The sequence below is a fragment of the Donghicola mangrovi genome, assembly GCF_013377535.1.
Lineage (GTDB): Bacteria > Pseudomonadota > Alphaproteobacteria > Rhodobacterales > Rhodobacteraceae > Donghicola > Donghicola mangrovi.
The window spans coordinates 167944-191399 of the sequence record NZ_JABCJE010000002.1 but is presented as its reverse complement, the minus strand read 5'-3'; the positions used below and the strand labels follow the sequence as shown (position 1 = coordinate 191399).

The 23456-nt window shown below is 61.7% G+C and carries 23 protein-coding genes; 10 read left to right on the top strand and 13 right to left on the bottom strand.

Annotated features, from left to right (window positions below):
- Positions 1-3 precede the first annotated feature (3 nt).
- On the bottom strand, positions 4-1596 hold the full coding sequence (locus tag HJ536_RS05440; RefSeq protein ID WP_177156957.1) for an NAD(P)H-hydrate dehydratase: 1593 nt from the start codon (positions 1594-1596) through the stop codon (positions 4-6).
- A 168-nt stretch (positions 1597-1764) separates the two neighbouring features.
- Here HJ536_RS05440 and HJ536_RS05435 point away from each other — a divergent pair, with 168 nt between their 5' ends.
- The 3 genes from HJ536_RS05435 (at position 1765) to HJ536_RS05425 (ending at position 4494) form a co-directional block, all read left to right on the top strand.
- Entirely contained in the window at positions 1765-2103 is a 339-nt protein-coding gene (locus HJ536_RS05435; RefSeq protein WP_176854152.1) for a P-II family nitrogen regulator, read from the top strand.
- Between the two features lie 49 nt (positions 2104-2152).
- The gene (gene glnA / locus HJ536_RS05430; RefSeq protein WP_176854151.1) at positions 2153-3559 is read left to right on the top strand and encodes a type I glutamate--ammonia ligase; all 1407 of its coding nucleotides are present in this window, start codon (positions 2153-2155) and stop codon (positions 3557-3559) included.
- A gap of 137 nt (positions 3560-3696) precedes the next feature.
- A complete protein-coding gene (locus HJ536_RS05425) occupies positions 3697-4494 on the top strand; it encodes a lytic murein transglycosylase (protein WP_176854150.1) in 798 nt (265 codons plus the stop codon).
- Here HJ536_RS05425 and HJ536_RS05420 read toward each other — a convergent pair.
- Positions 4484-5230, bottom strand: coding sequence for a heme-dependent oxidative N-demethylase family protein (locus tag HJ536_RS05420; RefSeq protein WP_177156956.1), 747 nt, complete (start codon positions 5228-5230; stop codon positions 4484-4486). The two genes, HJ536_RS05425 and HJ536_RS05420, sit on opposite strands and share 11 nt — an antisense overlap.
- Before the next feature lie 139 nt (positions 5231-5369).
- Between HJ536_RS05420 and HJ536_RS05415 the strand changes: the two genes are divergently transcribed.
- The 6 genes from HJ536_RS05415 (at position 5370) to HJ536_RS05390 (ending at position 11771) form a co-directional block, all read left to right on the top strand.
- Entirely contained in the window at positions 5370-6593 is a 1224-nt protein-coding gene (locus HJ536_RS05415) for a bifunctional alpha/beta hydrolase/OsmC family protein (protein ID WP_177156955.1), read from the top strand.
- Positions 6594-6676: 83 nt separating this feature from the next.
- The gene (gene purB / locus HJ536_RS05410; RefSeq protein ID WP_176854147.1) at positions 6677-7984 is read left to right on the top strand and encodes an adenylosuccinate lyase; all 1308 of its coding nucleotides are present in this window, start codon (positions 6677-6679) and stop codon (positions 7982-7984) included.
- A 212-nt stretch (positions 7985-8196) separates the two neighbouring features.
- Positions 8197-8781 (top strand): P-loop NTPase family protein, encoded by a 585-nt coding sequence (locus tag HJ536_RS05405; RefSeq protein WP_177156954.1) that lies wholly within the window; start codon positions 8197-8199, stop codon positions 8779-8781.
- A 75-nt stretch (positions 8782-8856) separates the two neighbouring features.
- On the top strand, positions 8857-9912 hold the full coding sequence (locus HJ536_RS05400) for a FliG C-terminal domain-containing protein (RefSeq protein ID WP_177156953.1): 1056 nt from the start codon (positions 8857-8859) through the stop codon (positions 9910-9912).
- Positions 9913-9978: 66 nt separating this feature from the next.
- A complete protein-coding gene (locus tag HJ536_RS05395; protein ID WP_177156952.1) occupies positions 9979-10851 on the top strand; it encodes a DMT family transporter in 873 nt (290 codons plus the stop codon).
- On the top strand, positions 10848-11771 hold the full coding sequence (locus HJ536_RS05390) for a lysophospholipid acyltransferase family protein (RefSeq protein ID WP_177156951.1): 924 nt from the start codon (positions 10848-10850) through the stop codon (positions 11769-11771). The genes HJ536_RS05395 and HJ536_RS05390 overlap by 4 nt, the downstream gene beginning before the upstream one ends.
- Here the strand turns inward: HJ536_RS05390 and HJ536_RS05385 are convergent.
- A complete protein-coding gene (locus tag HJ536_RS05385) occupies positions 11735-12436 on the bottom strand; it encodes a DUF1223 domain-containing protein (protein ID WP_177156950.1) in 702 nt (233 codons plus the stop codon). The genes HJ536_RS05390 and HJ536_RS05385 overlap by 37 nt on opposite strands.
- Before the next feature lie 213 nt (positions 12437-12649).
- On the opposite strand from HJ536_RS05385, the gene acnA reads away from it, so the two are divergent.
- Positions 12650-15421, top strand: a complete 2772-nt coding sequence (acnA, locus tag HJ536_RS05380) for an aconitate hydratase AcnA (protein WP_177156949.1) — start codon at positions 12650-12652, stop codon at positions 15419-15421.
- A 103-nt stretch (positions 15422-15524) separates the two neighbouring features.
- Here acnA and HJ536_RS05375 read toward each other — a convergent pair whose 3' ends face one another.
- The 10 genes from HJ536_RS05375 to HJ536_RS05330 form a co-directional block, all read right to left on the bottom strand.
- On the bottom strand, positions 15525-16061 hold the full coding sequence (locus HJ536_RS05375) for a DsbE family thiol:disulfide interchange protein (RefSeq protein WP_338082409.1): 537 nt from the start codon (positions 16059-16061) through the stop codon (positions 15525-15527).
- Positions 16054-16209 carry a heme exporter protein CcmD gene (ccmD, locus tag HJ536_RS05370; protein WP_176854140.1) on the bottom strand — a complete coding sequence of 52 codons (156 nt, stop codon included), beginning with the start codon at positions 16207-16209 and terminating at the stop codon, positions 16054-16056. The genes HJ536_RS05375 and ccmD overlap by 8 nt, the downstream gene beginning before the upstream one ends.
- Entirely contained in the window at positions 16209-16937 is a 729-nt protein-coding gene (locus HJ536_RS05365) for a heme ABC transporter permease (protein ID WP_176854139.1), read from the bottom strand. Before HJ536_RS05365 ends, ccmD begins: the two co-directional genes overlap by 1 nt.
- Positions 16938-16971: 34 nt before the next feature.
- A complete protein-coding gene (ccmB, locus tag HJ536_RS05360; protein WP_176854138.1) occupies positions 16972-17628 on the bottom strand; it encodes a heme exporter protein CcmB in 657 nt (218 codons plus the stop codon).
- Positions 17625-18242 (bottom strand): heme ABC exporter ATP-binding protein CcmA, encoded by a 618-nt coding sequence (gene ccmA / locus HJ536_RS05355; RefSeq protein WP_176854137.1) that lies wholly within the window; start codon positions 18240-18242, stop codon positions 17625-17627. Before ccmA ends, ccmB begins: the two co-directional genes overlap by 4 nt.
- Positions 18243-18396: 154 nt before the next feature.
- The gene (locus HJ536_RS05350) at positions 18397-18750 is read right to left on the bottom strand and encodes an Mth938-like domain-containing protein (RefSeq protein WP_177156948.1); all 354 of its coding nucleotides are present in this window, start codon (positions 18748-18750) and stop codon (positions 18397-18399) included.
- 66 nt (positions 18751-18816) lie between these two features.
- Complete coding sequence (gene secF / locus HJ536_RS05345; RefSeq protein WP_177156947.1) at positions 18817-19788, bottom strand: protein translocase subunit SecF; 972 nt, start codon at positions 19786-19788, stop codon at positions 18817-18819.
- Position 19789: 1 nt separating this feature from the next.
- Positions 19790-21451 (bottom strand): protein translocase subunit SecD, encoded by a 1662-nt coding sequence (secD, locus tag HJ536_RS05340; RefSeq protein WP_176854134.1) that lies wholly within the window; start codon positions 21449-21451, stop codon positions 19790-19792.
- Positions 21452-21479: 28 nt separating this feature from the next.
- A complete protein-coding gene (yajC, locus tag HJ536_RS05335) occupies positions 21480-21764 on the bottom strand; it encodes a preprotein translocase subunit YajC (RefSeq protein ID WP_176854133.1) in 285 nt (94 codons plus the stop codon).
- A 136-nt stretch (positions 21765-21900) separates the two neighbouring features.
- Complete coding sequence (locus HJ536_RS05330; RefSeq protein ID WP_177156946.1) at positions 21901-23265, bottom strand: calcium-binding protein; 1365 nt, start codon at positions 23263-23265, stop codon at positions 21901-21903.
- Between the last annotated feature and the right edge of the window lie 191 nt (positions 23266-23456).

Genomic DNA, 23456 nt, shown 5'->3' with positions numbered 1-23456 from the left:
CGATCAAAACCCTAAATTCCTGAAAACGGCCGGAAGTTGCTCTGGCAAATCCTCGGCGATAAGGCCGGGGCCGAACTGCCGCGCGCACTCCACATGCAGCCAAGCCGCAGCCCCCGACAGATCAATCGGAGCGTGAGTCTGCGCCTGTGCACCCGCCGACAATCCGGCGATCAAGCCCGCCAGCACATCCCCCGCACCTGCCGTCCCCAGCCAAGGCGCCGCCCGATCATAAAGGGCAGCGTGGATCATCGAGCGCCCCTCGGGATCGGCCAGCACAGTGGCCTCTCCCTTTAGTAACACCGTTCCCCCCAGCCGTTCGGCGGCACATAGGGTGGCTTCGACCTTACTCAGACCGGTCGCGGCGGGATCGGGATGGCGGGTACGTTCCGCCAGATCGGGGAAGAGGCGCGCGAACTCGCCTTCGTGCGGGGTGATCACGACGCCCGCGTGGCAAGCCTCGAACAGCCTATGCGGATCTTCGGCAAAGCTGCCCAAAGCATCCGCATCCAGCACCACCCTGCGCCCGTCCTGCGCGGTCTCCTCCAATGTGGCCAGCACCAAGACCCGCGTTCGGTCGCCCACCCCAAGACCCGGCCCCAGACAGACGGAACTCAGCCGTTTGTCCGCCAACATCTCGCGCAGGGCATCGGCCCCATCCAAAGGCCGCAGCATAATGGCATTCAGCTGCGCGGCATTCTCGGGGATCGCCTCGGGCGGCACGGCCAAGGTCACCAGCCCCGCCCCTACCCGCAACGCAGATCGCGCCGCCATACGGGCCGCGCCGCCTTTGCCGACACCGCCCCCCAGCACCAGCACGTGCCCTCGGTCGTATTTATGCCCACCGGCGCCCAAGGCGGTCACCGACTGGAGCCACGCTTTGGCCGATCCACCGCTAGGGCCGACCAACTGCGTGACGACATCATCCTCGGGGCGCAGGCCGATATCGACCACCACGGGGCGCTGCCGCCCCACCTCTGTCAGATAATGTCCCAGCTTCGGCGCATGGAAGGTGACGCATAGGTCGGTGCGCTCCAGCAGCGTGCTCGCGCCATCCGGCCCGACCAGCACCGCCCCCGTGTCCACGTCCATCCCCGAGGGGCAATCCACGGCGACCACAAAGCACTCCGGCCCTGTCGCCCGCGCACAAATGGTCTTGAACGCCTGCGCGCAGACCGCAGGAATCGGACGGTTGATCCCGATCCCGAACATCGCGTCAAACAGCAGCGCCGGACGGTCACCCTGCCCCGACACCGCGTCCTTGATCGGGAAAACCGGGCCGATCGCCACCCAACGATCGTACATGGTGCGCGCATCGGGGGGCAGCCGCCCCGCATCGCCATAAAGGTACACCTGCACCTGCCAGCCCATCTCATGCAGCACACGGGCGATCACGAATCCGTCGCCGCCGTTATTGCCGGGCCCGCACAGCACAACCGCTGACATAAATCCGTCACGCGCTTCACCTATGACGTGAAAAGTGGCATCCACGACCCCCTGACCGGCCCGCTCCAACAAGGTCAACCCATGGGCGAAACCGCCCTGAATCGCCTTATTCTCTTTGGCGCGCATTTGTGCAGCGGTCAGAATTTCGCCCATCAATTTACCCCAGAGTTTTTAAACTGCCCATTTTTCGTGCAACTTGCACAATTTTTGAACCCGCCAATAAATTCGGCGCGGGCGCTCTTGACTAGAATAATCTATCCGATTGTGGTCCCCATACGAAAATGATCTGAAGTGACGCAACCCGACACGAGGAGGCCGGCCATGAAAAAAATCGAAGCGATCATCAAACCCTTCAAACTCGACGAAGTGAAAGAAGCTCTTCAAGAGGTTGGTGTTCAGGGTCTCTCGGTGATCGAGGTCAAGGGTTTCGGCCGTCAGAAAGGTCACACCGAACTGTACCGCGGTGCAGAATACGTTGTGGACTTCCTGCCCAAGGTAAAAATCGAAGTTGTTCTGCCCTCTGATCAGGTAGACGCCGCGATCGAAGCCATCATCAACGCCGCCAAAACCGACAAGATCGGCGACGGCAAGATTTTCGTCAGCCCCGTAGAGCACGCAATCCGTATCCGGACCGGCGAAACGAACGAAGACGCGCTGTAATTTCCAGCCGCGTTTAGAATCTATCCACTACTAGAGAGGAAGAGGGAACATGAGCAAAGATGCTGTTCTCAAGCTGATCGCAGATGAAGGCATTGAATATGTCGACATCCGATTCACCGACACCCGCGGCAAGCTGCAGCACGTGACTGTGGTTTCGGACCTCGTTGACGAAGACTTCCTGGAAGAAGGCTTCATGTTCGACGGTTCGTCCATCGCTGGCTGGAAGTCGATCGAAGCATCGGACATGAAACTGATGCCCGACACCGAGTCGGTCTACATCGACCCCTTCTACGCAGAGAAAACCCTCTGCATCCACTGCTCGATCGTTGAACCCGACACCGGCGAATCGTACGAGCGTGACCCGCGCGGTACCGCACAGAAAGCAGAAGCCTACCTGAAATCGTCGGGTATCGGTGACGTTGCTTACTTCGGCCCCGAAGCAGAATTCTTCCTGTTCGACGACGTTCGCTACTCGGTCAAGCCCTCGAAAGTTGGCTACTCGATCGACGCGGAAGCCGCTGCATGGAACACCGATGCCGAATTCGAAACCGGCAACCTGGCACACCGCGCAGACCACAAGGGTGGCTACTTCCCCGTCAACCCCGTTGACGAGGCACAGGACATCCGTGGCGAAATGCTGTCGACCATGAAGGCGATCGGCATGAAAGTTGACAAGCACCACCACGAAGTGGCGACCTGTCAGCACGAGCTGGGTCTGATCTTCGGTGGTCTGACCGAGCAGGCAGACAACATCCAGAAGTACAAGTACGTCATCCACAACGTGGCGCACGCTTACGGCAAAACCGCAACCTTCATGCCCAAGCCGATGGCGGGCGACAACGGTTCGGGTATGCACGTGAACATGTCGATCTGGAAAGACGGCAAGCCCCTGTTCGCTGGCGACCAGTACGCTGACCTGTCGGAAGAAGCTCTGTTCTTCATCGGCGGCATCCTGAAGCACGCGAAATCGCTGAACGCCTTCACCAACCCCTCGACCAACTCGTACAAGCGTCTGGTCCCCGGTTTCGAAGCACCCGTTCTGCGCGCGTACTCGGCACGCAACCGCTCGGGCTGCGTCCGTATTCCGTGGACCGAATCGCCCAAGGCAAAGCGCGTCGAAGCTCGCTTCCCCGATCCCGCGGCAAACCCCTACCTGGCATTCGCAGCTCTGCTGATGGCTGGCCTCGATGGCATCAAGAACAAGATCCATCCCGGCGAAGCATCGGACAAGAACCTGTACGACCTGCCCGCAGAAGAACTGGCCGGTATCCCCACCGTCTGTGGTTCGCTGCGCGAAGCACTGGACGAACTGAAGGCCGATATGGACTACCTGCTGGCCGGTGACGTGTTCACCAAAGACCAGATTGAAGGCTACATCGACCTGAAGATGGAAGAAGTGTACACCTACGAGCACACTCCTCACCCCGTCGAGTACAAGATGTACTACAGCTGCTAATTTCCCATTCGGGATTTTGCACAGAAGGGCGCCCCGCAACGGGCGCCCTTTTTCTTTGGCCTGAATGGTTTGGAACGCTTGGAGCCTGCGGCATTAGCGATTAGCCTGCCCTTGTTTCAACACCATCAGGTTTCATCATGCGATTTTCTACACCGGCCGTTCTGGCCCTGATCGGCGTATTGTGTGGCTCGGCCGCAGGGGCGGCCTGCGGGAACAACGCCAGCGGTTTCAACCAGTGGAAGGCCGACTTTGCCCGCACAGCCCAGCGCAATGGCGTGGGCGCGGCAGGTCTGCAAGCCCTTGCCAATGCACAATATTCCCAGACCACGATCAACGCGGACCGCAACCAGAAGAGCTTCAAGTACAGCCTTGATAAGTTCATGCAGGTGCGCGGCAGCGCCACCATCATCGCGCAGGGCCGCAAACGTCTGGCCCGCGACCGCGCCTTCTATAACGCGCTAGAGCAGCGTTACGGCGTGCCTGCGGGCGTGATCATCGCGATCCACGGGATGGAGACCGGCTTTGGCGGCTTTATGGGCGATACGCCTGTGGTCTCGGCGATCACCACGCTGGCCTATGACTGCCGCCGCAGTGATTTCTTTGTCCCCCACGCCCTTGGCGCACTGAAACTGGTGGACATGGGCTCCATCACCAACGCCACCAAAGGCGCCAAACACGGAGAGCTTGGGCACACCCAGTTCCTGCCGGGCAACGCCCTGCGCTACGGGGTGGATGTGGATGGCAACGGGCGTGTGGACTTTTACAACCAGTCCGATGCGCTGGCCTCGACCGCGAATTTCCTGGCCTCCAAGGGCTGGCGCGCGGGGGCGGGCTTTCTGGAAGGTCAGCCCAACTTTGCGGTCATCAAGGAATGGAACGCCGCCAAGGTCTATCAGCAGGCCATCGCCATCATGGGCAGCGAGATTATGCGCTAACCGCTCCGGGATTGCGGGTCACAAAGGTGTGGATCGAAAACACCACGGCCCGCGTTTCCGGCAACCGCATGATCACCTGACGCTCTGACCGGAAATAGGGGGCGTCAGGGCCATAGCTTCGGCGTGGCAGGCTCTCGGATTTGGGTTGATGCAGGTCGGGAAACCCGTGCCAGAGGCTGTTGGCCCGCCACAGGGGCCGCCCCACCTGAACCCCGTCAAACAGCCTCTGCACGCGGCGTGCGATCCCCTCGTCATACTGGGGCACGGGGATGTGGATCGCGGTCAGGGGACGCCCCGCTTTTTCCGCCAGCATCCAGCTGGAGGGAAAGCACAGAATGGCCGCTGTCAGCAGGTGTTCGTCGCTGCCTTCGGGCCGCTGAAGGATGCAGTAATCCGCCTGAGCGATCCGCCCCAAAGTCACCAAGGGCTGCTCGGGATCAATGGGAACGGCCACTCCGTCGGGCCGCACCACCTGCCCCGCAGATACAGAAAAATCATTTCTGTTCCGTAGCTTATCAAGCGACATTGACAGCAGCTCTTGCGCCGCATCCTCGCTGCCTGCGCCCATCCGGTGGACCACATCGGGCCGGTCCGCGATCAGCCAATCGCGGTAAGCCATCTGGGGCGCGTACATCTCGTCGACCCACAGCCAGTCGTCGTCCGCAACGGGCTGGGTGCCGGGCAGGCTGTGGCGGATTTCGTAGGGAATCGCGGAATGAAGGATCGGCTCTGACATGCCTGTTACGCTAGCGCAGCCTGTCCCCATGTGCATCCGTTTCAGTGCCAAACGATCACCCTTGCGATAGGCGTGTGTCAAAGCCCTTGCCCGTCCGCCCGTTTTGCCACAGCTACAGGGAAACACTTGGGGATGATCAATGCCAACCGAACGCATCACATTCGCCGGACACGGGGGAAACACCCTAGCCGCGCGACTGGAGCAACCGGGTGGACCAGTGCTGGCGACTGCCGTTTTTGCCCACTGCTTCACCTGCACCAAAGACAGTCTGGCCGCGACGCGGATTTCCCGCCGTCTGGCCGCCGCGGGGATTGCCGTCCTGCGGTTCGATTTCACCGGTCTGGGTGGGTCCGAAGGCGACTTTGCCGAGACCACCTTTTCCAGCAATACCGATGATCTGGTTGCCGCCTGCGAATTCCTGACCGAACGCGGCATGGCCCCCAGCCTGCTGGTTGGTCACTCGCTGGGGGGCACCGCGGTTTTGGCCGCTGCGAACCGCGTCCCTTCGGTCAAGGCGATTGCCACCATCGGGGCGCCTGCCAGCCCCCACATGGTGGTCGAACAGTTCGCCGACGCCCTGCCCGCCATCTCTGCCGATGGTGCCGCCGAGGTGCTGATCGGGGACCGCGCGGTGCGAATCGGCGCGGATTTCGTGCGCGATGTGTCGGGCACCAGCCTGACCGACCGGATCGCCAATCTGGACAAGGCGCTGCTGGTTCTGCACGCACCCCGCGACGAAGTGGTCGCCCTGTCGAACGCCACCGAGATTTTCAAGCACGCCAAGCACCCCAAAAGCTATGTCACCCTCGACACCGCCGACCACCTGCTGACCGATCCCCGTGACGCCGAATACGCGGCAGGCATGATCACCGCTTGGGCCGAACGCTATCTGGAACTGCGCCCGCCCGCGCCGCCCATTGGCGCCCCCGAAGGGATCATCCGCGTCTCCGAAGCCGATCCCAGCGGCTTTCTGAACGATGTGCAGGCTGGCCCCCGCCACCACGTTCTGGCAGATGAGCCAGAGGCTTATGGCGGCACCGATCAGGGCATGTCGCCCTATGGCTTCCTGTCGGCGGGTCTGGGAGCTTGTACCTCCATGACCATCCGCATGTACGCGCGGCGCAAGAACTGGCCCCTGCGCCACATCCGCGTCGATGTGCGCCACGACAAGGTGCACGCGCAGGACGCCTCGATGCCGACGATGCCGCACAAGGGCGTGGACCGCTTTATCCGCGAGATCACCCTATTGGGCGACCTGACCGAGGAACAGCGCGACCGCCTGCTGCAGATTGCGGACAAATGCCCCGTGCATGACACCTTGAAGCAGACCTCGGTGGTGGAAACCCATCTGATGGAGAAATAGCGTCAAACGCTGGCTGACTTGTCCATTTGCGCGCATCCGTCTATGACGCGCGCAACTGACACACTTAGACAAAGGGCCAGCCGATGATCCCCCGCTATTCCCGCCCCGAGATGACCCAGATCTGGGAGCCCGCAACCAAGTTCAAAATCTGGTACGAGATCGAGGCCCACGCCTGTGACGCACAGGCCGCTCTGGGTGTGATCCCGCAGGAAAACGCCGACGCCGTCTGGAAAGCCAAAGACGTCGAGTTCGACGTAGCCCGCATCGACGAGATCGAAGCCGTCACCAAGCACGACGTCATCGCGTTCCTGACCCACCTGGCCGAGCATGTCGGTTCCGAAGAGGCCCGCTTTGTTCACCAGGGCATGACCTCGTCCGACGTTCTGGACACCTGCCTGAACGTGCAGCTGGTGCGCGCGTCCGACATCCTGATCGCCGACATGGAAGGCCTGCTGGCCGCCCTGAAAAAACGCGCGATGGAGCACAAGAACACCGTGCGCGTCGGCCGCAGCCACGGCATCCACGCAGAGCCCACCACCATGGGTCTGACCTTTGCCCGCTTCTACGCGGAAATGGACCGCAACCTGACCCGTCTGAAAGCCGCCCGCGAAGAAATCGCAACCGGCGCGATCTCGGGCGCGGTTGGCACCTTTGCCAACATCGACCCCCGCGTCGAAGAGCATGTCTGTGAAAAGCTGGGCCTCAAGCCCGAGCCCATCAGCACTCAGGTCATCCCCCGCGACCGTCACGCGATGTTCTTTGCGACCCTCGGCGTCATCGCCTCGTCGATCGAGAACGTCGCCATCGAAATCCGCCACATGCAGCGTACCGAAGTGCTGGAAGGCGCGGAATTCTTCTCGATGGGCCAGAAGGGCTCGTCGGCGATGCCCCACAAGAAGAACCCCGTTCTGACCGAGAACCTGACCGGTCTGGCCCGTCTGGTGCGCATGGCCGTTGTCCCCGCGATGGAAAACGTCGCTCTGTGGCACGAGCGTGACATTTCGCACTCGTCGGTCGAGCGCGCGATTGGCCCCGATGTGACCATCACTCTCGACTTCGCTCTGGCCCGTCTGACCAGCGTGATCGACAAGATGCTCGTGTTCCCCCAGAACATGCTGGACAACATGAACAAGTTCCCCGGTCTGGTCATGTCGCAGCGCGTTCTGCTGGCTCTGACCCAAGCTGGTGTTTCGCGTGAAGACGCGTACTCGATGGTTCAGCGCAATGCCCTGAAGGTATGGGAAGACCGCGTTGACTTCCGCGAACTGCTCCTGTCGGACGCAGAGGTGGTTGCGGCCCTTGGCGAAGACGGCATTAACGCCAAATTCGACATGGAGTACCACACCAAGCACGTGGACACCATCTTCCGCCGCGTGTTCGGCGAGGCATAAGTCCCCGCCATCACTGGTAAAATTCCAAATCCGCCGCAGCCAGCCTGCGGCGGATTTTTTAATGCATGGTCAACTAATATTTTGCTGCAGGTGCAAAAGCACTCTTGCCCGACTCGGTAATGCTTCGTTAACCTTTCGTGTAGGAAGCCATACTTTTTTGTGACGATTAGGGCCTGTTTCCCCCTTGCCCTGTCGCAGCTGGAGCAACCGGCATGGGCTATCGAATTCACATTACCGGCGCGGCCGGTGCAGGTGTCTCGACCCTCGGGCAGAAACTGGCCCGGGAACTCGATCTGCCCCTGCTGGACACCGACGACTATTATTGGAAACCCACCAAGGTTCCCTTTACCGAAAAGCGCACCGTCCCCGAACGGCTGGATATGATGCGTGCCGCGCAGCCCGCGGGTGGCTGGATCGTGGCGGGCAGCCTGATGGGCTGGGGCGAGGAGTTGGTGCAGGACGCCGATCTGGTGATCTTTGTCTACACGCCCCACGACCTGCGGATGCACCGGCTGAAGGCCCGCGAAACCCGCCGCTATGGCAGCCGCATCGCCGAGGGCGGCGATATGTACCTGATCCACGAATGCTTTATGGGTTGGGCCAGCCGCTATGATGATCCCTGTTCCAAGGGCCGCAGCCTGACGTGCCACAATAACTGGCTGGATCAGATGGGCCTGCCCGTGCTGCGGCTCGACGGTCAGCGCGGCGTGTCCCACATGGCGCGCCAGACCCTGTCCGCGCTGATCCCGCCGATCCGGTCGTCCGGGCACAAGCCCTTGGCGCCGAACCTGCCCTAATCCGGTATTTTCCCTGTCAGGGTAAATGTTTCTTCACCTCTGCCTGTCTAGTCTGCCCCTGCCAAAGAGGAAGACATGACCAGCCAGCCCCTTGCCCGTATCACCCCTGTCCAACGCCCCGCTGCCGCGCCCCTGATGCGTCGGCACAAGGCCGCGATCATCGTGCGTTTCCTGCTGTCCGAGGGGGCCGACATCCCCCTGACCGACCTGCCAGAGGAATTGCAGCAGGATCTGACGCAGGCCATGGGGCAACTGCGGTATATCGACAGAGACACCTTGGCGGATGTTCTGGGGGAGTTCGCGTCCGAGTTGGAGCAGGTCGGACTGGCCTTTCCCGACGGGTTGGCCGGTGCGCTGGAAACGCTGGACGGACGGCTCAGCCCCGAAACCGCCGCCCGCCTGCGCCGAGAGGCCGGCGTTCGGCAAAAGGGTGACGCATGGGCGCGCTTGGCCGCGCTGGATTCGGACACCCTGCTGGGGTTCTTTGAACGCGAAAGTCTGGAGGTGTCCGCAGTGCTGCTGTCCAAGCTGCCCACGGACAAGGCCGCCAGCCTACTGGCGCGAATGCCGGGGGATCAGGCCCGCCGCGTGGCCTTTGCCGTGTCACGCACCGAACAAGTCACGCCAGAGGCCGTTTACCGCATAGGTGTCTCCCTTGCGACGCAGATCGATCAGGCCCCGCCCCGCGAATTCGTCAAACCGCCTGCGAACCGTCTGGGGGAAATTCTGGACATTTCGAACGCCCTGACCCGCGACACGGTGTTGACGGGCATCGATCAGGATGACGCCGATTTTGCCCGAGCCCTGCGCGGGGTCATCCTGACCTTTGCAGACCTGCGCCACAGGCTCAAACCGCTGGATGCGCCGACGCTGGTCCGCACCGTCGGGGACGAGGATATCACCGCCATCATCTCTGGCGCCACGGCCGAGGGCGACATCGCCACGTGGGAATTCCTGCTGTCGAACATGTCCAAACGCCTGTCCGACCAGCTGCGCACCGCCGCCCGCGAACGCACCACCGCCGACACCTCCACGACCGAGGCCGCGATGTCCAATGTCATCCGCACCGTCCGCCAGATGCAATCCGAGGACACGCTGGAGTTGCTGCCTATCCCCACCCCCGAGGACTAGCGCTTTTGCAGCCCTGCCGTGTAAGGGCGCTGGACAGACTCGCGGACTGGTCATACCACTTGGCCCATGAACACACTTTCGCAGACCACACGGGGCATCCTGTGTATGATCCTGACGGTCATGTGCTTTTCCTCGATGGATGCGCTGGCCAAGTTGCTGACCCCCGAACTGGGCACCGTTCAGGTGGTCTGGAGCCGTTACGTTGGCCAGACCCTGATCGTACTGGCGATCACATGGCCGAACCGGCGCACGATCCTGCGGTCGAAGTACCCTAAGATTCAGGCGATGCGGTCGGTGATGCAGCTATGCTCGACCGGGCTGTTCTTCTCCAGCCTCGCCTATATCGGGCTGGCCGAGGCGACCGCGCTGATGGACCTGAACCCTGTGCTGATCACCCTTGGGGCCGCGCTGTTCCTGCGCGAAAGCATCGGACCGCGCCGGATGATGGGCATTCTGGTCGCACTGGCTGGCGCGCTGATCGTGATCCGTCCGGGGGCTGCGGTCTTTACCCCTGCGGCGCTGCTGCCCTTGATGGGCGCGTTTTCGTTCGCGGGCTATGCGCTGGCGACCCGTTTCGTGGGCTCCAGCGAAAGCATCTGGACAACAATGACTTACACCGGTCTTTTCGGCACCTCGGTCATGACCTGCCTGATCCCGTTCAACTGGACCACCCCCACGGCGCTGCAGCTGGTGGGCATGGCGGGCGTCGCCATTCTGGGAACTGGCGGGCAGCTCTTGATCATCAAGGCCTTCACCTTAGCCGAGGCCGCCGTGGTCGCCCCCTTCGTATATGTAGGGATTATTTTCGCAACCTTTTGGGGAATCGTGATTTTCGGAGAGTATCCGGACACCACAACTGTCATCGGTGCGCTTGTGATCGTGACCGCCGGACTTTATGTCTGGTACCGCGAGAACAAGGCCACGCACCAGACAACATGACCACCGACAGCACCGACACCCCAACTGGAACCCGCGCCCAATGGCTCGAGGATCGCGCCCTGCGGACCATCATCGGCACGGCGCTGGCCCTGCCGTACAAGCGGCGCGTGGCCCTGATGGGTTGGCTTGTGCGCAAGGTCATCGCCCCCCGCGTCGGCTATCGCAAGCGGGCGCTGGACAATCTTGCTTACATCTGGCCCGACATGCCCGAGGCCGAAAAGGCGCGGATCGCCGACGGGGTCTGTGACAACTTTGGCCGCGCCTTCATCGAGAATTACTCGGTCCGCGATCTGCTGGCCCGCGCTGACCAGACCATGCTGACCGGAGACGGTCTGCCCGCCATCGAAGCCGCCCGCGCCGAGGGCCGCCCCGTTCTGTTCGTCACCGGCCATTTCGGGAATTTCGAAGCCCCCCGCGCCGCGCTGGTGCGGCAGGGCTATCAGATCGGCGGGCTCTATCGCCCCATCGCGAACCCCTATTTCAACCAGCACTACGCGCAGAACATGCATGACCTAAGCGGGCCGGTCTTTGAACAGGGGCGCCGCGGGACCATGGGTCTGTACAAACACCTGAAACAGGGCGGCATGGCCGTGCTGCTGTTCGACATCTACGACAGCGGCGGCGTGCCGATTGATTTTCTGGGGAAACCCGCACCCACGCTGACCTCGGCGGCCGAGATTGCCGCAAAGACCGGTGCGCTGTTGGTGCCGTTCTTTGGCGTGCGTCAGGCGGACGGTCTGGGCTTTGTGGCCGAGTTCGACGCGCCCCTCACCCATGACGATATCGTGGATCAGACCCGCGCAATGACGGCGGCGCTAGAGGCGCGGATTGCCCGCCACCCTGAACAATGGTTCTGGATTCACCGCCGCTGGAAGCCCAAGCGTCAGCGCAGACGGGCCGCAGCCACCACAGCGCCCTGATTTTCCTGCTGGACGATCACGGCGTGCTCGTCCTCGGGGGCGGTGGGGGTAACGACGGCGCTGAACACGCCCTGCCCGTCCCATTCGCCCAAGTGGTTCCAGCCGCTGACCACGTTCACATAAGTGACTTCCTTGCCCGCGTTTTCACCGCGCATGATCTGCACGGTCTGCTGGGGCACATAGGTGATGAACTGGACGATATAGGGGCCCGCCGCAGGGTCGATCTGCTGCCCCTTGAGGCTCAGGGCCGCGCCCACCAGCGTCGCATCAATCCGGCCGGGACCGGCACTGTCCTGCGCGGTGTTCAGGGCGTCGGCCACATCCATGGGACGGTTGCCAACCACATGGGTCGTGCCGTTCACGATCATCTGCGGGGTATAGATCATCCGCTCGCCGATGTTGCGCGCGTAAATCTTCTGGCGCTCGGTAAAGGCGGGGTGGGCAAAGGTATCGACCCAGCCGATGTAATCCCAATAGTCCACGTGCAGAGACAGGGGCAGAACATCCTCGCGACCCGCGAGCTTTTCCAGAAGTTTATCGGCCGACGGACAGGACGAGCAGCCCTGCGAGGTATAAAGCTCAATGACCACGGGTTGCGGCGCGGATTGCGCCATTGCCATCGTCCCCAAGCCCATACAGGCGAGCGTTGCCCAAATCCGTCCCATTCCCGACCCGTCTTTTGTTATCCTGTTCGGTCAATTAAGCCAAATCGACAAAAAAAACCAATCAACGAAATGCGATGTGTACGCGACCTGACAGCATCGTGAAATGTGCTGCATACCGATGTATACAGTTTCGTGATTATTCCTTGATTGGCAGGAAGATCGACCCAAATACAAAGCATAACGTTACCCCTCTTTATTGAAAGGCAAGCGATTATGCCCATCACAACCGGTACCGACAGCGCCAAGACGCGCCGCACTCTGACGGTCGGTGAACAATCTGTTTCCTATTACTCGATCAACGCGGCCCAAGAGGCAGGGCTCGGGGATTTCTCGAAACTGCCCGCATCGCTCAAAGTCGTTCTGGAAAATCTGCTGCGCTTCGAAGACGCCGGATTTTCCGTATCCACCGATGATATCAAGGCTTTTGGCGAATGGGCCAGCGCGGGCGGCAAGAACCCCCGCGAGATCGCCTATCGCCCTGCCCGCGTTTTGATGCAGGATTTCACCGGCGTGCCTGCGGTGGTCGATCTGGCCGCCATGCGCGACGGGATCAAGGCGCTTGGCGGCGACGCGCAAAAGATTAACCCTCTGAACCCCGTGGATCTGGTCATCGACCACTCGGTCATGATCGACGAATTCGGCAATCCGCGCGCGTTCCAGATGAACGTGGACCGTGAATATGAACGCAACATGGAGCGTTACCAGTTCCTGAAATGGGGTCAGTCGGCGTTCCAGAACTTCCGCGTTGTGCCTCCGGGAACGGGGATTTGTCACCAGGTGAACCTAGAATATCTGGCGCAAACCGTCTGGACCGACGTGGACCAGAACGGCGAAACCGTAGCTTATCCTGACACGCTGGTCGGCACCGACAGCCATACCACGATGGTGAACGGTCTGGCGGTTCTGGGCTGGGGTGTCGGCGGGATCGAGGCCGAAGCCGCCATGCTGGGTCAGCCGATTTCCATGCTCATCCCCGAGGTCGTGGGCTTCAAACTGACCGGCGAGATGGTCGAAGGCACCACTGGCACCGACCTTGTGCTCAAGGTCGTCGAGATGCTGCGCAAACATGGCGTGGTTAACAAGTTCGTCGAATTCTATGGCGAAGGTCTGGACAACCTGCCGCTCGCGCAGCGTGCCACCATCGCCAACATGGCCCCCGAATATGGCGCGACCTGCGGCTTCTTTCCGATCGACGCCGAGACCCTGCGCTACTTGCGCCAGACCGGCCGTGACGAAGACCGGATCGCGCTGGTCGAGGCCTATGCCAAGGAGAACGGCTTCTGGCGCGGTGCGGACTATGCGCCGATCTACAGCTCGACGCTGGAGCTGGACATGGGCACCATCGTGCCCGCGATTTCCGGCCCCAAGCGCCCGCAGGATTACATCCCGCTGACCAATGCCGGCACCGAGTTCGGCAAGTTCGTCCAAGGCATCCGCGACGGCAAAGACGCCAGCAAGAAAGAAGAAATCCGCTGGGAGGCCGAAGGCGGCGCGCCTGAGCCCCGCGACATCCCCGGCGATCAGGGCCACCACAAGAAAGGCTGGTACGCCACCGACGACGGCGCCTATCAGCTGCATGACGGGTCCATCGTGATCGCCTCGATCACGTCCTGTACCAACACCTCGAACCCCTATGTGATGATCGGGGCCGGTCTGGTGGCACGCAAAGCGCGGGCCTTGGGGCTGAACCGCAAGCCTTGGGTCAAAACCTCGCTCGCGCCGGGGTCGAAGGTTGTGTCCGATTATCTCGAGGCCGCTGGCCTGCAAGAGGATCTGGACGCCATCGGCTTTAACCTTGTTGGCTATGGCTGCACGACCTGTATCGGTAACTCTGGCCCGCTAGAGGCGCCGATTTCCAAGGCGATCAACGATTACGATCTGATCGCGACCTCGGTTCTGTCGGGCAACCGCAACTTCGAAGGGCGGATCAGCCCCGATGTGCGCGCGAACTATCTGGCCTCGCCGCCGCTGGTCGTGGCCTATGCGCTGGTCGGTGACATGAACGTCAACATTGCGACCTATCCCATCGGCACCGACAAGGACGGCAATGACGTGTACCTGCGGGACATCTGGCCCTCGAACGCGGAGATTGCCGAGTTGGTCGAAAAGACCGTGACCCGCGAAAGCTTCCAGTCGAAATACGCGGATGTCTTCAAGGGCGACGAGAAATGGCAGGGCGTCGAGGTGTCGGGTGGCGAGACCTATGATTGGCCGCCGACCTCGACCTACATCCAGAACCCGCCCTATTTCCAAGGCATGTCGCCCGAGAAAGGCACCATCCAGAACATCGAGAACGCCCGCGTTCTGGCGGTTCTGGGGGACATGATCACCACCGACCACATCAGCCCCGCCGGTTCGTTCAAGGACACCACCCCTGCGGGCAAGTACCTGCTGGACCATCAGGTGCCGGTGCGTGAGTTCAACTCCTATGGCTCGCGCCGCGGCAACCACGAGGTCATGATGCGCGGCACTTTCGCCAACATCCGCATCAAGAACGAGATGCTGGACGGTGTCGAAGGCGGCTACACCAAGGGGCCGGACGGGCAACAAACCTCGATCTACGAGGCGTCGATGGCCTATCAAGAGGCTGGCACCCCACTGGTGATCTTTGCCGGTGTGGAATATGGCGCGGGTTCGTCGCGGGACTGGGCTGCCAAAGGGACCGCTCTTCTGGGGGTCAAGGCGGTGATCGCGCAGTCCTTTGAGCGAATTCACCGGTCGAACCTGGTGGGCATGGGCGTTGTGCCGTTCGAGTTCACGGGCGGCGATGACCGCAAATCGCTGGGTCTAACCGGCGACGAGACTGTGACCATCGAGGGTCTGGACAGCGTGAAGCCGCTGCAGGTTCTGCCTTGCCACATCACCTATGCGGATGGCACCACCAAGACCATCCAGATCAAGTGCCGGATCGATACCGCGCCCGAGATCGAATACGTCGAGAATGGCGGCGTTCTGCACTATGTGCTGCGGAACTTGGCCAAGTAAGGGCGGAATGCAAACGGGGCGCCTTTGGGTAGGCGCCCCGATTTGAGTATTTAGAGCAAAAAGAAGCAGCGGGCGTTTTCCATGTGGGAAGCGCCCGTTTGTCTTAGTCGCCGATGTTGTCGAGGGCGGGACGCAGGGTGTCCTCGATATTGCGCTGGACCAGAGGGCCGGCGATGCGGGTGACGATGCGCCCTTCGCCGTCGATCAAGTAGGTTTCCGGAACGCCGTAGACGCCCCATTCGATCGCCATACGGCCAGCCTCATCGGCGCCGATGGCGGTATAGGGGTTGCCCAGTTCATCAAGGAATTTCAGCGCCGCGTCGGGCTTGTCCTTGTAGTTCACGCCGTAGATCGGGATCCCTTCGGCGGCTAGGGCGCTGAGGTTCGGATGCTCGACCCGGCAAGGGGCGCACCAGCTGGCCCAGAAGTTCACCAGCTTGATCTGGCCATCCTTTAGGTCCTCGATGGTAAAGGTGTCGTGGCCCGTCAGCGGGGTCACCTCGACCATGGGCACCTCGCGCCCGATCTGGGCACTGGGCAGGCTTTCGGGGTCTTCGCGCATCATGCCCACGTAGAACATCCCTGCCAGACCGGCGAAAATCACCGGCGGCAGGATCATCAGCGGCGACAGTTTAGCCACGGTTCTTGATCCTTTGTTCGGTTTCTTCCAGTGCGGCGCGGGCCTTGCGAGAGCGCACAACGGCCCACCCCACCAGAGCGAAAATCAGCAGAAGCGACAGCGCATAGGACGACAGGACCGCGTCCGCGTATTTCCCCAGATCAGGCATCAGGACATCCTTTCACGGGCCAGAAGCGCGCGCGTGCGGCGGGCGCGGATTTCGGTATGGGTGCCCAGGAACACAAGGAACACGAACAGCAGGATGAAGCCCCCGATCGACACCAGCAGCGGATAGTAGAAGACGTCGGAAACGTTCTCTTCTTTGTCGAGGCTCAGGGACGCGCCCTGATGCAGCCCCTGGTTCCAGAAGTTCACCGCATAGCGCGACAGCACCGCAAAGACCGAGCCCACAAGGCACAGAATGCTGGTCAGGTCGGCGGCGGTGTCGTCGTTCTCAATCGCGCCCCAGAGCGCCATGTAGCCCAGATAGAACAGGAAAAGCACGAGGAACGAGGTCAGGCGCGGGTCCCATGCCCACCACGTGCCCCACATGGGCTGGCCCCAGATCGCGCCGGTGATCAGGGCGATTACGGTCATGGTCGCGCCCACGGGGGCCGCGGCCTTGGCGGCCAGTGCGCTGACATGGTGGCGGCGGATCAGCCAGATCAGGCTGGCGACCAGCATCATGAACCACGCGTTAATCGCCATCAGCGCCGAGGGGACGTGCAGGTAAATGATCTTGACCGTGGAGCCTTGGCGATAGTCATCGGGCGTAAAGAAAAAGCCCCAGACCAGCCCCGTCACGATACAGGTCAACGAGGCAGCGCCGATCCACGGCAGCAGCGGCCCTGTGGTCTCCATGAATTTTTTCGGGTTGGCGTATTGCCAGATCGACATGGATTTTCCCTTTCAGATCAGTGGCTCAGACGAGCTACCTCAAGTTAATTCTCAAGACGGCGGCGCTGGCAAAGGGCAAGAGCGCCAGCGCGCCAAAGGTGATCCCACCCAGCATCAACAGCGGGGTCATCACCTCGAACCCTTCGGCGCCGCGGCGGGCAACCTCGGCCCCGAAGATCAGCGTTGGCACATAGAGCGGCAGCACCAAGAGCGACAACAACAGACCGCCGCGCTTGATCCCAACAGTCAGCGCCGCGCCAAAAGTGCCGATCACGCTCAGCGCCGGGGTCCCCAGTGCCAAGGACACCACCAGCCACAGATAGCCCCCTTGCGGCAGGCTCAGCAGAATACCCAAGGCCGGCGCGGCCAGCACCAGCGGCAGCCCCGTGGTCAGCCAGTGGGCCAAGGCCTTGACCGTCACGATCCCTTCCAGCGGCACCGGTGCGGTCGCCAGCAGATCGAGCGAGCCATCTTCCCAGTCCAGCGCGAAAATCCGGTCCAGCGACAACAGGCACGCCAGCAAGGCCCCGATCCACAGCACCCCCGGCGCGATTACCGAAAGCAGCCCGCTTTCCGGCCCCACACCGAACGGCACCAGCACCACGACGATCAGAAAGAATGCCAGCCCGAGGCCAAAGCCCCCACCGGCCCGCACCGCCAGCCGCAAATCCCGTAGCAACAGAGCAATCACAGAAAGGCCTCGTCGAAATCTTCGAGCGCGTTCGTCAGCACCGCCTTATGCGGGGTCACGTCCAGCACCTCGGCCTCAAGGCCCAAATCGATATGGGTGGCCATCAGCGCACTGCCGCCCCCCGCCAGATGCAGCCGCACCGCATCGGCAAACAGCGCCACGGATGCCACGTCCAGCGACACCGTCGGCTCATCCAGAACCCAAACGGGACGCCCCGTCACCATCAGGCGCGCCAGCCCCAAGCGGCGCTTTTGCCCCGCCGACAGACTGCCCGCCGCACGGTCGCGCAGTTCCACCAGATTGAATGCCTCCAGCGCGGGCTGGATATCCGCCTGCCCGAACACATCTGCCCACAGGCGCAGGTTCTCGGCCACGGTCAGCACTTGCTTGATCCCGTCCGCATGGGCGGCATAGGCGATCCGGTCCTCGGCCCCGCTCACGGAGCCCTTCAGCGCCGGCTGAAGGCCCGCAATGGTCCGCAGCAGCGTGGTCTTGCCCGCGCCATTCGGCCCGCGCAGCACCAACGCCTGTCCAGGGCGCAGAACAAAGCCTACCCCCTCCAGCACGGGCACTCCGCCGCGCGTTACCGTAAGATCAGATACAATCAGGTCCATTGGCCCAGACCTACCCCAGCCCCGCCTTCAGGAAAAGCGCAACCTTATGCGCATTCCGCCGCATCCTTTTGATGCCTGCCGAAAACGGGAACCGCCCCCTGCTTCTTCTTTGCAAAAATACTCACGGCACCAACAGCCGCCAGACAGACCGCCCTCAGACGGCCAGCAAAGCCGCCGCAATCCGGCGCCCTTCGCTCAGCAGGACGTTATAGGTCCGGCACGCCGCGGGCGAGGTCATCGACTCAACCCCCAGACCGGCCGCTTCCAGCTGGTCGCGCAGCGCCACAGGGATATGGGCCACATCCGCCCCCGTCCCCACGAAGAGCACGTCCACGCGGCCCACCAGCGCCAGCAGACGCTCGGCATCCGCATACCCGCCCCAAGGCTCGACGCCCTTGTCGCTCAGCAGAATGTTACCCTCGACCACTTGGCCACCCACACGGAAAAAACCGGGGCCATAGCCAACCACAGGCACAGCATCGGTATAGGTCACTTCGTTCATCCGCATGGGGCACTCCGGCAGGTCTGTAAAAGTAAAAAGGCGCGGGGGTCACCCGCGCCTCGTATTTTGCACTCAGGCGTCCGGCTTGGCAAACTGGTTGCCTTCCTGGACCCCCTTGTCCTTGGACCAGTCGCGCTTGACCCCCATCAGCAACAGCAGGGTCGAGGCCACAAAGACCGAACTATAGGTGCCCACGAAAATGCCCCAAGTCATCGCAAAGACGAACCCGCGGATCACGTCGCCCCCCAGAACCAGCAGCGCGATCAGCGCCACCAGCGTGGTGAACGAGGTCATGAACGTCCGGCTCAGGGTCTCGTTGATGGACAGGTTCAGCAGCTCCTTGAGCGGCATCTTCTTGTACTTGCGCAGGTTCTCGCGGACGCGGTCGAACACAACCACGGTGTCGTTCAGCGAATAGCCCACGATGGTCAGAAGCGCCGCGATGATCGCAAGGTCAAAGCGGATCTGGAACTCCGAGAAAATCCCGATGGTCAGGATCACATCGTGCACCAGCGCCACAACCGCACCCACAGCGAACTGCCATTCGAACCGCAGCCAGATGTAGAACAGCACCACAGCAATTGCGCCCACAACCGCCAGAACAGCGGTCTGGATCAGCTCGCCCGAGACCTTGGGACCGACGCTCTCGACTGACACGAATTTGATGTCAGGCGACACGGCGGACAGGGTCTGTTCGACGGTTTTGATCATCTCGGCGCTCATCGCCTCGTCTTCGCTCTGGGCCTGAATGCGAATCATCGCCACGTTCTTGTCCGGCCCGAAGCTGGGGTCGAACACTTCGGTGATGGTGATATCGCCAAGGTCCAAGGGCGCCAGCGCACCGCGATAGGCGCCGACATCAACGGTCTGCGCGCTCTCGGTGCGGATGGTGGTGCCGCCGCGGAAGTCGATGCCGTAGTTCAGCCCCTGATACAGGAAGCTGGCAAAGGACACGACGATCAAGGTCAGAGAGATCCCCAGCCACAGCTTGGCGCGGCCGAAGAAATCCCAGTTGGTATTGTCGGGAATGATTTTCAGACGCATCTCAGACCTCGATGGTTTTCGGACGGCGACGGTCGAACCACAGGATGATCAACAGTCGGGTGACGTAGATCGCGGTAAAGACCGAAGTAATGATCCCCAGACCCAGCGTCACGGCAAAGCCGCGCACGGGGCCAGAGCCCACCAGGAACAGGATCACAGCGGTGATCAGCGTGGTGATGTTGGCGTCAACGATCGCGCTCAAGGCCTTTTCAAAGCCCAGAGAGATCGCCCGCGCCGGACCTTTGGCCACACGCAGTTCTTCGCGGATACGTTCAAAGATCAGCACGTTCGCGTCCACCGCCATACCAATCGTCAGAACGATACCGGCGATACCGGGCAGCGTCAGAGTGGCCCCCAGCATGGACAGAACGCCGAACATCATGGCGACGTTGATCACCAGCGCGATGTTCGCGAAAATGCCGAACAGGCCATAGCTGGCCCACATGAACACAACCACCGCAATCGCACCAACAGCCGACGCCAGCGCGCCCGCGTCGATGCTGTCCTGCCCCAGTTCCGGACCAATGGTCCGTTCCTCGAGGAAGTTCAGACCCGCAGGCAAGGCACCGGCACGCAGCAGGACCGCCAGATTGGTCGACTCTTCGATGGTGAAGTTGCCGGTGATGATGCCGCTACCGCCCGGAATGTGGCTCTGAATGGTGGGGGCGCTGATGACCTCGCCATCCAGAACGATCGCAAAGGGGCTGCCGATATTGGCTGCGGTATAGTCACCGAACTTGCGCGCGCCTTGGGGGTTGAACCGGAAGTTCACCGCAGGACGGCCATTCTGGTCAAAGCTGGGCTGCGCGTCGGTCAGTTGTTCGCCGGTCACAACGGGGGCCTGCTCCAGCACGTAGTACACGCCCTTTTCGTCGGCGGCGGGCAGAAGTTCGTTGCCGATGCCGGGGCTGGTTTCCGCGTTGGTGGTACGGCTGATCACAGGCTGGAAGGTCAGCTGCGCGGTGGTGCCGATGATGGCCTTCACCTCGTCGGCAGAGCCGATGCCGGGCACCTGGATCAGAATACGGTCGGTGCCCTGACGCAGGATGGTGGGCTCGCGGGTGCCGACCTCGTCGATCCGGCGGCGGATGATCTCCAGCGCCTGACGCAGGGTGCGGTCATCGGTGGCCAGCTTTTCCGCTTCGGAGAGCTGGACGATGATGTCCGACCCGTCCGAGCTGACAGCCAGATCGCTGGCGCCGGCGCCGGTCAGACTGGTGACCGGACGGGCCAGACCATTCACAACCTCGAGCGCCTTGGCCATGCCCTCGGGCTGGCTGATGCGCACGCGCAGGATGCCGGGCTCGCTGTCCTGCAGACGGATGGTGCCGACAGTGGCACGCTCGTCCCGCAGGGCATCACGGACTTCGGGCCACAGGGCCTCCATCCGCTGCTCGTAAACATCTGCAACCTTGACCTCGGCCAGAAGGTGCGCGCCGCCCCGCAGGTCGAGACCCAGGTTCACCAGGTTCGACGGCAGGAACGACGGCCATTGGGCAGCCAGTGCTTGGTTTTCTTCGGTATCCATGCCCGCAGCGATCGCCGCTCTGGCATCATTGGCCTGTTCCACACGGGTGTAGAACAGGTTCGGAAGCGCGAACACCAACCCGAGGACAACAACGCCCCAGATCAGAATGCGCTTCCACAACTCGAGTTGCAGCATGACTGCCCCTTTTAAAACGAGTGACGGATTACTCGGCCTTCGCAGGTTCGGTCTTGCTCAGAACCTGGGTGATGGTCGATTTGATAACGCGGACCTTCACACCTTCGGCGATTTCGACTTCCAGTTCGTTCTCGTCTTTGACCTTCGAGACCTTGCCGATCAGACCACCCTGAGTGACGACCTGATCACCGCGGCGCAGATTGGCAACCATGTTCTGGTGCTCTTTCATCTTTTTCTGCTGGGGGCGGATCAGCAGGAAGTACATGATCAGGAAAATCAGGACCAGGGGTACGAACTGCGCAAATGCTTGCATGAGGATGGTTCCTTTGTAATCGGCGGGCGTCGCCCGAAAAGTGTCGGGCGGAACCTATGCCCCCGACCCTGCCAATGCAAGGACAAGGGGGCGCAATTCGCATTGCACCCCCTTGGTTCGGGTCGAAAACGGGCCGTTACAGGATCAGCTGTCCACCGGGGGCCGCATCCACGAATTGGCGCAGTTCCAGATGGTCCTGAATTTGTTCGATCGTCACGTGTTTGACGAACAACAGGGGCGCGCCGTTTTCCTGATCGTAATTCCAGACCACCAGACTGACGCCCTCTTCTTCCTGACGCAGATAGAAGGCCAAGTTTTCATTGGAACTCTGCATATCGGCCAGATCTTCCTCGGTCTGGCTGCCATCCAGATGGTGGAAGGGATCATAGTCGATGACGATCTTCTCGCCCTCTTCCCAGTCGTCGATGGTGGCCATGTCCTCGATCATCAGGTGCTGGCCGTTGTCTGAAATCACCGAGTCGATGTAGAGCCGGAAGGTATCCTCGCCCGCGCCCCCCTGCAGGGTGTCGCCATCGTCGCCGATCAAGGTGTCATTGCCGTTCCCGCCGCGCAGAATATCGGTGAATTCGTCAATATCGCTGGCGTCATCGTCCTTGACGCTGGACTTGGCAAAGCCCTCGACCGCGACCAGAACGTCATCCCCATCGCCGCCATTCAGCGTAGACGAACCGTCGAAGTCATAGAGCCGGTCATCCCCGTCCCCGCCCTCGAGCAGGTCATAGTCGATGGTGCCGTCGGTGCTGTCGTACTGGGAATAGCCGTCATAGATCAGGTCATCCCCAGCCCCGCCATAGTAGCTGTCGTTGCCATCATCCTCGCCATCGGGGGCGGCGGACAGAACCTCGCGCAGGGCGTTGCTGTTAAAGAGGTTCAGGTTGGGCTGCCCCATCAGGGCTTCGGGATCGTCGATATCGTCAGCCGTGTTCTGGTCACCGATCAGGATGTCATTCCCGTCACCGCCCGAAACACTGTCATCGCCGGTTTCACCGATCAGATAATCCGCGCCATCATCGCCCCAGAGACTGTCATTCTCGGCCCCGCCAAAGATGTTGTCGTCGCCGTCATCACCATGGATGCTGTCATTGCCCGCATCCCCGAACAGAGAGTCCTGTCCCGCATCACCGTTGATGGTATCATCCTCGGAGCCGCCGAAAATCTCGTCATTGCCGTCGCCACCGTTCAGCAGGTCATAGCCAGCCTCGCCATAAAGCATGTCGTCATCGGCATTACCCGAAACGGTATCGTCGCCTTCGCCCGCGTTCAGGGTATCCTCGCCCTGCCCGCCGCGCAGCAGATCGTTGCCTTCGTTGCCGCTGATCAGATCGCTGCCGCTGTCGCCGGTGATGGTGTCATCCTCCTCACCCCCGACCAGATCGTCTTGCGTGCTTTCGGTATCCTCTCCGGACACGCTGCTGGACGCGACGCCACCTAAAATCCCCAGGCTCGCCAAGCCCAGCAGGAGCATAACTGCACCACTCATAATTGAACCTCATGACCCGATTTTTTTCGTTGTTTCCAGTGCTGGCACAGTCTCGATTCAGCGCAAAACCCTTTTTCCCAAGGGCATTCAGGCGCAAATCGCCCTTGCCACATTGGTTAACGTTGCCGTTTCCCAATGAAAAAAGGGGCCCCCGCGCGCCCCGCCATACCGCCACCACCCGCGCGCCCCAA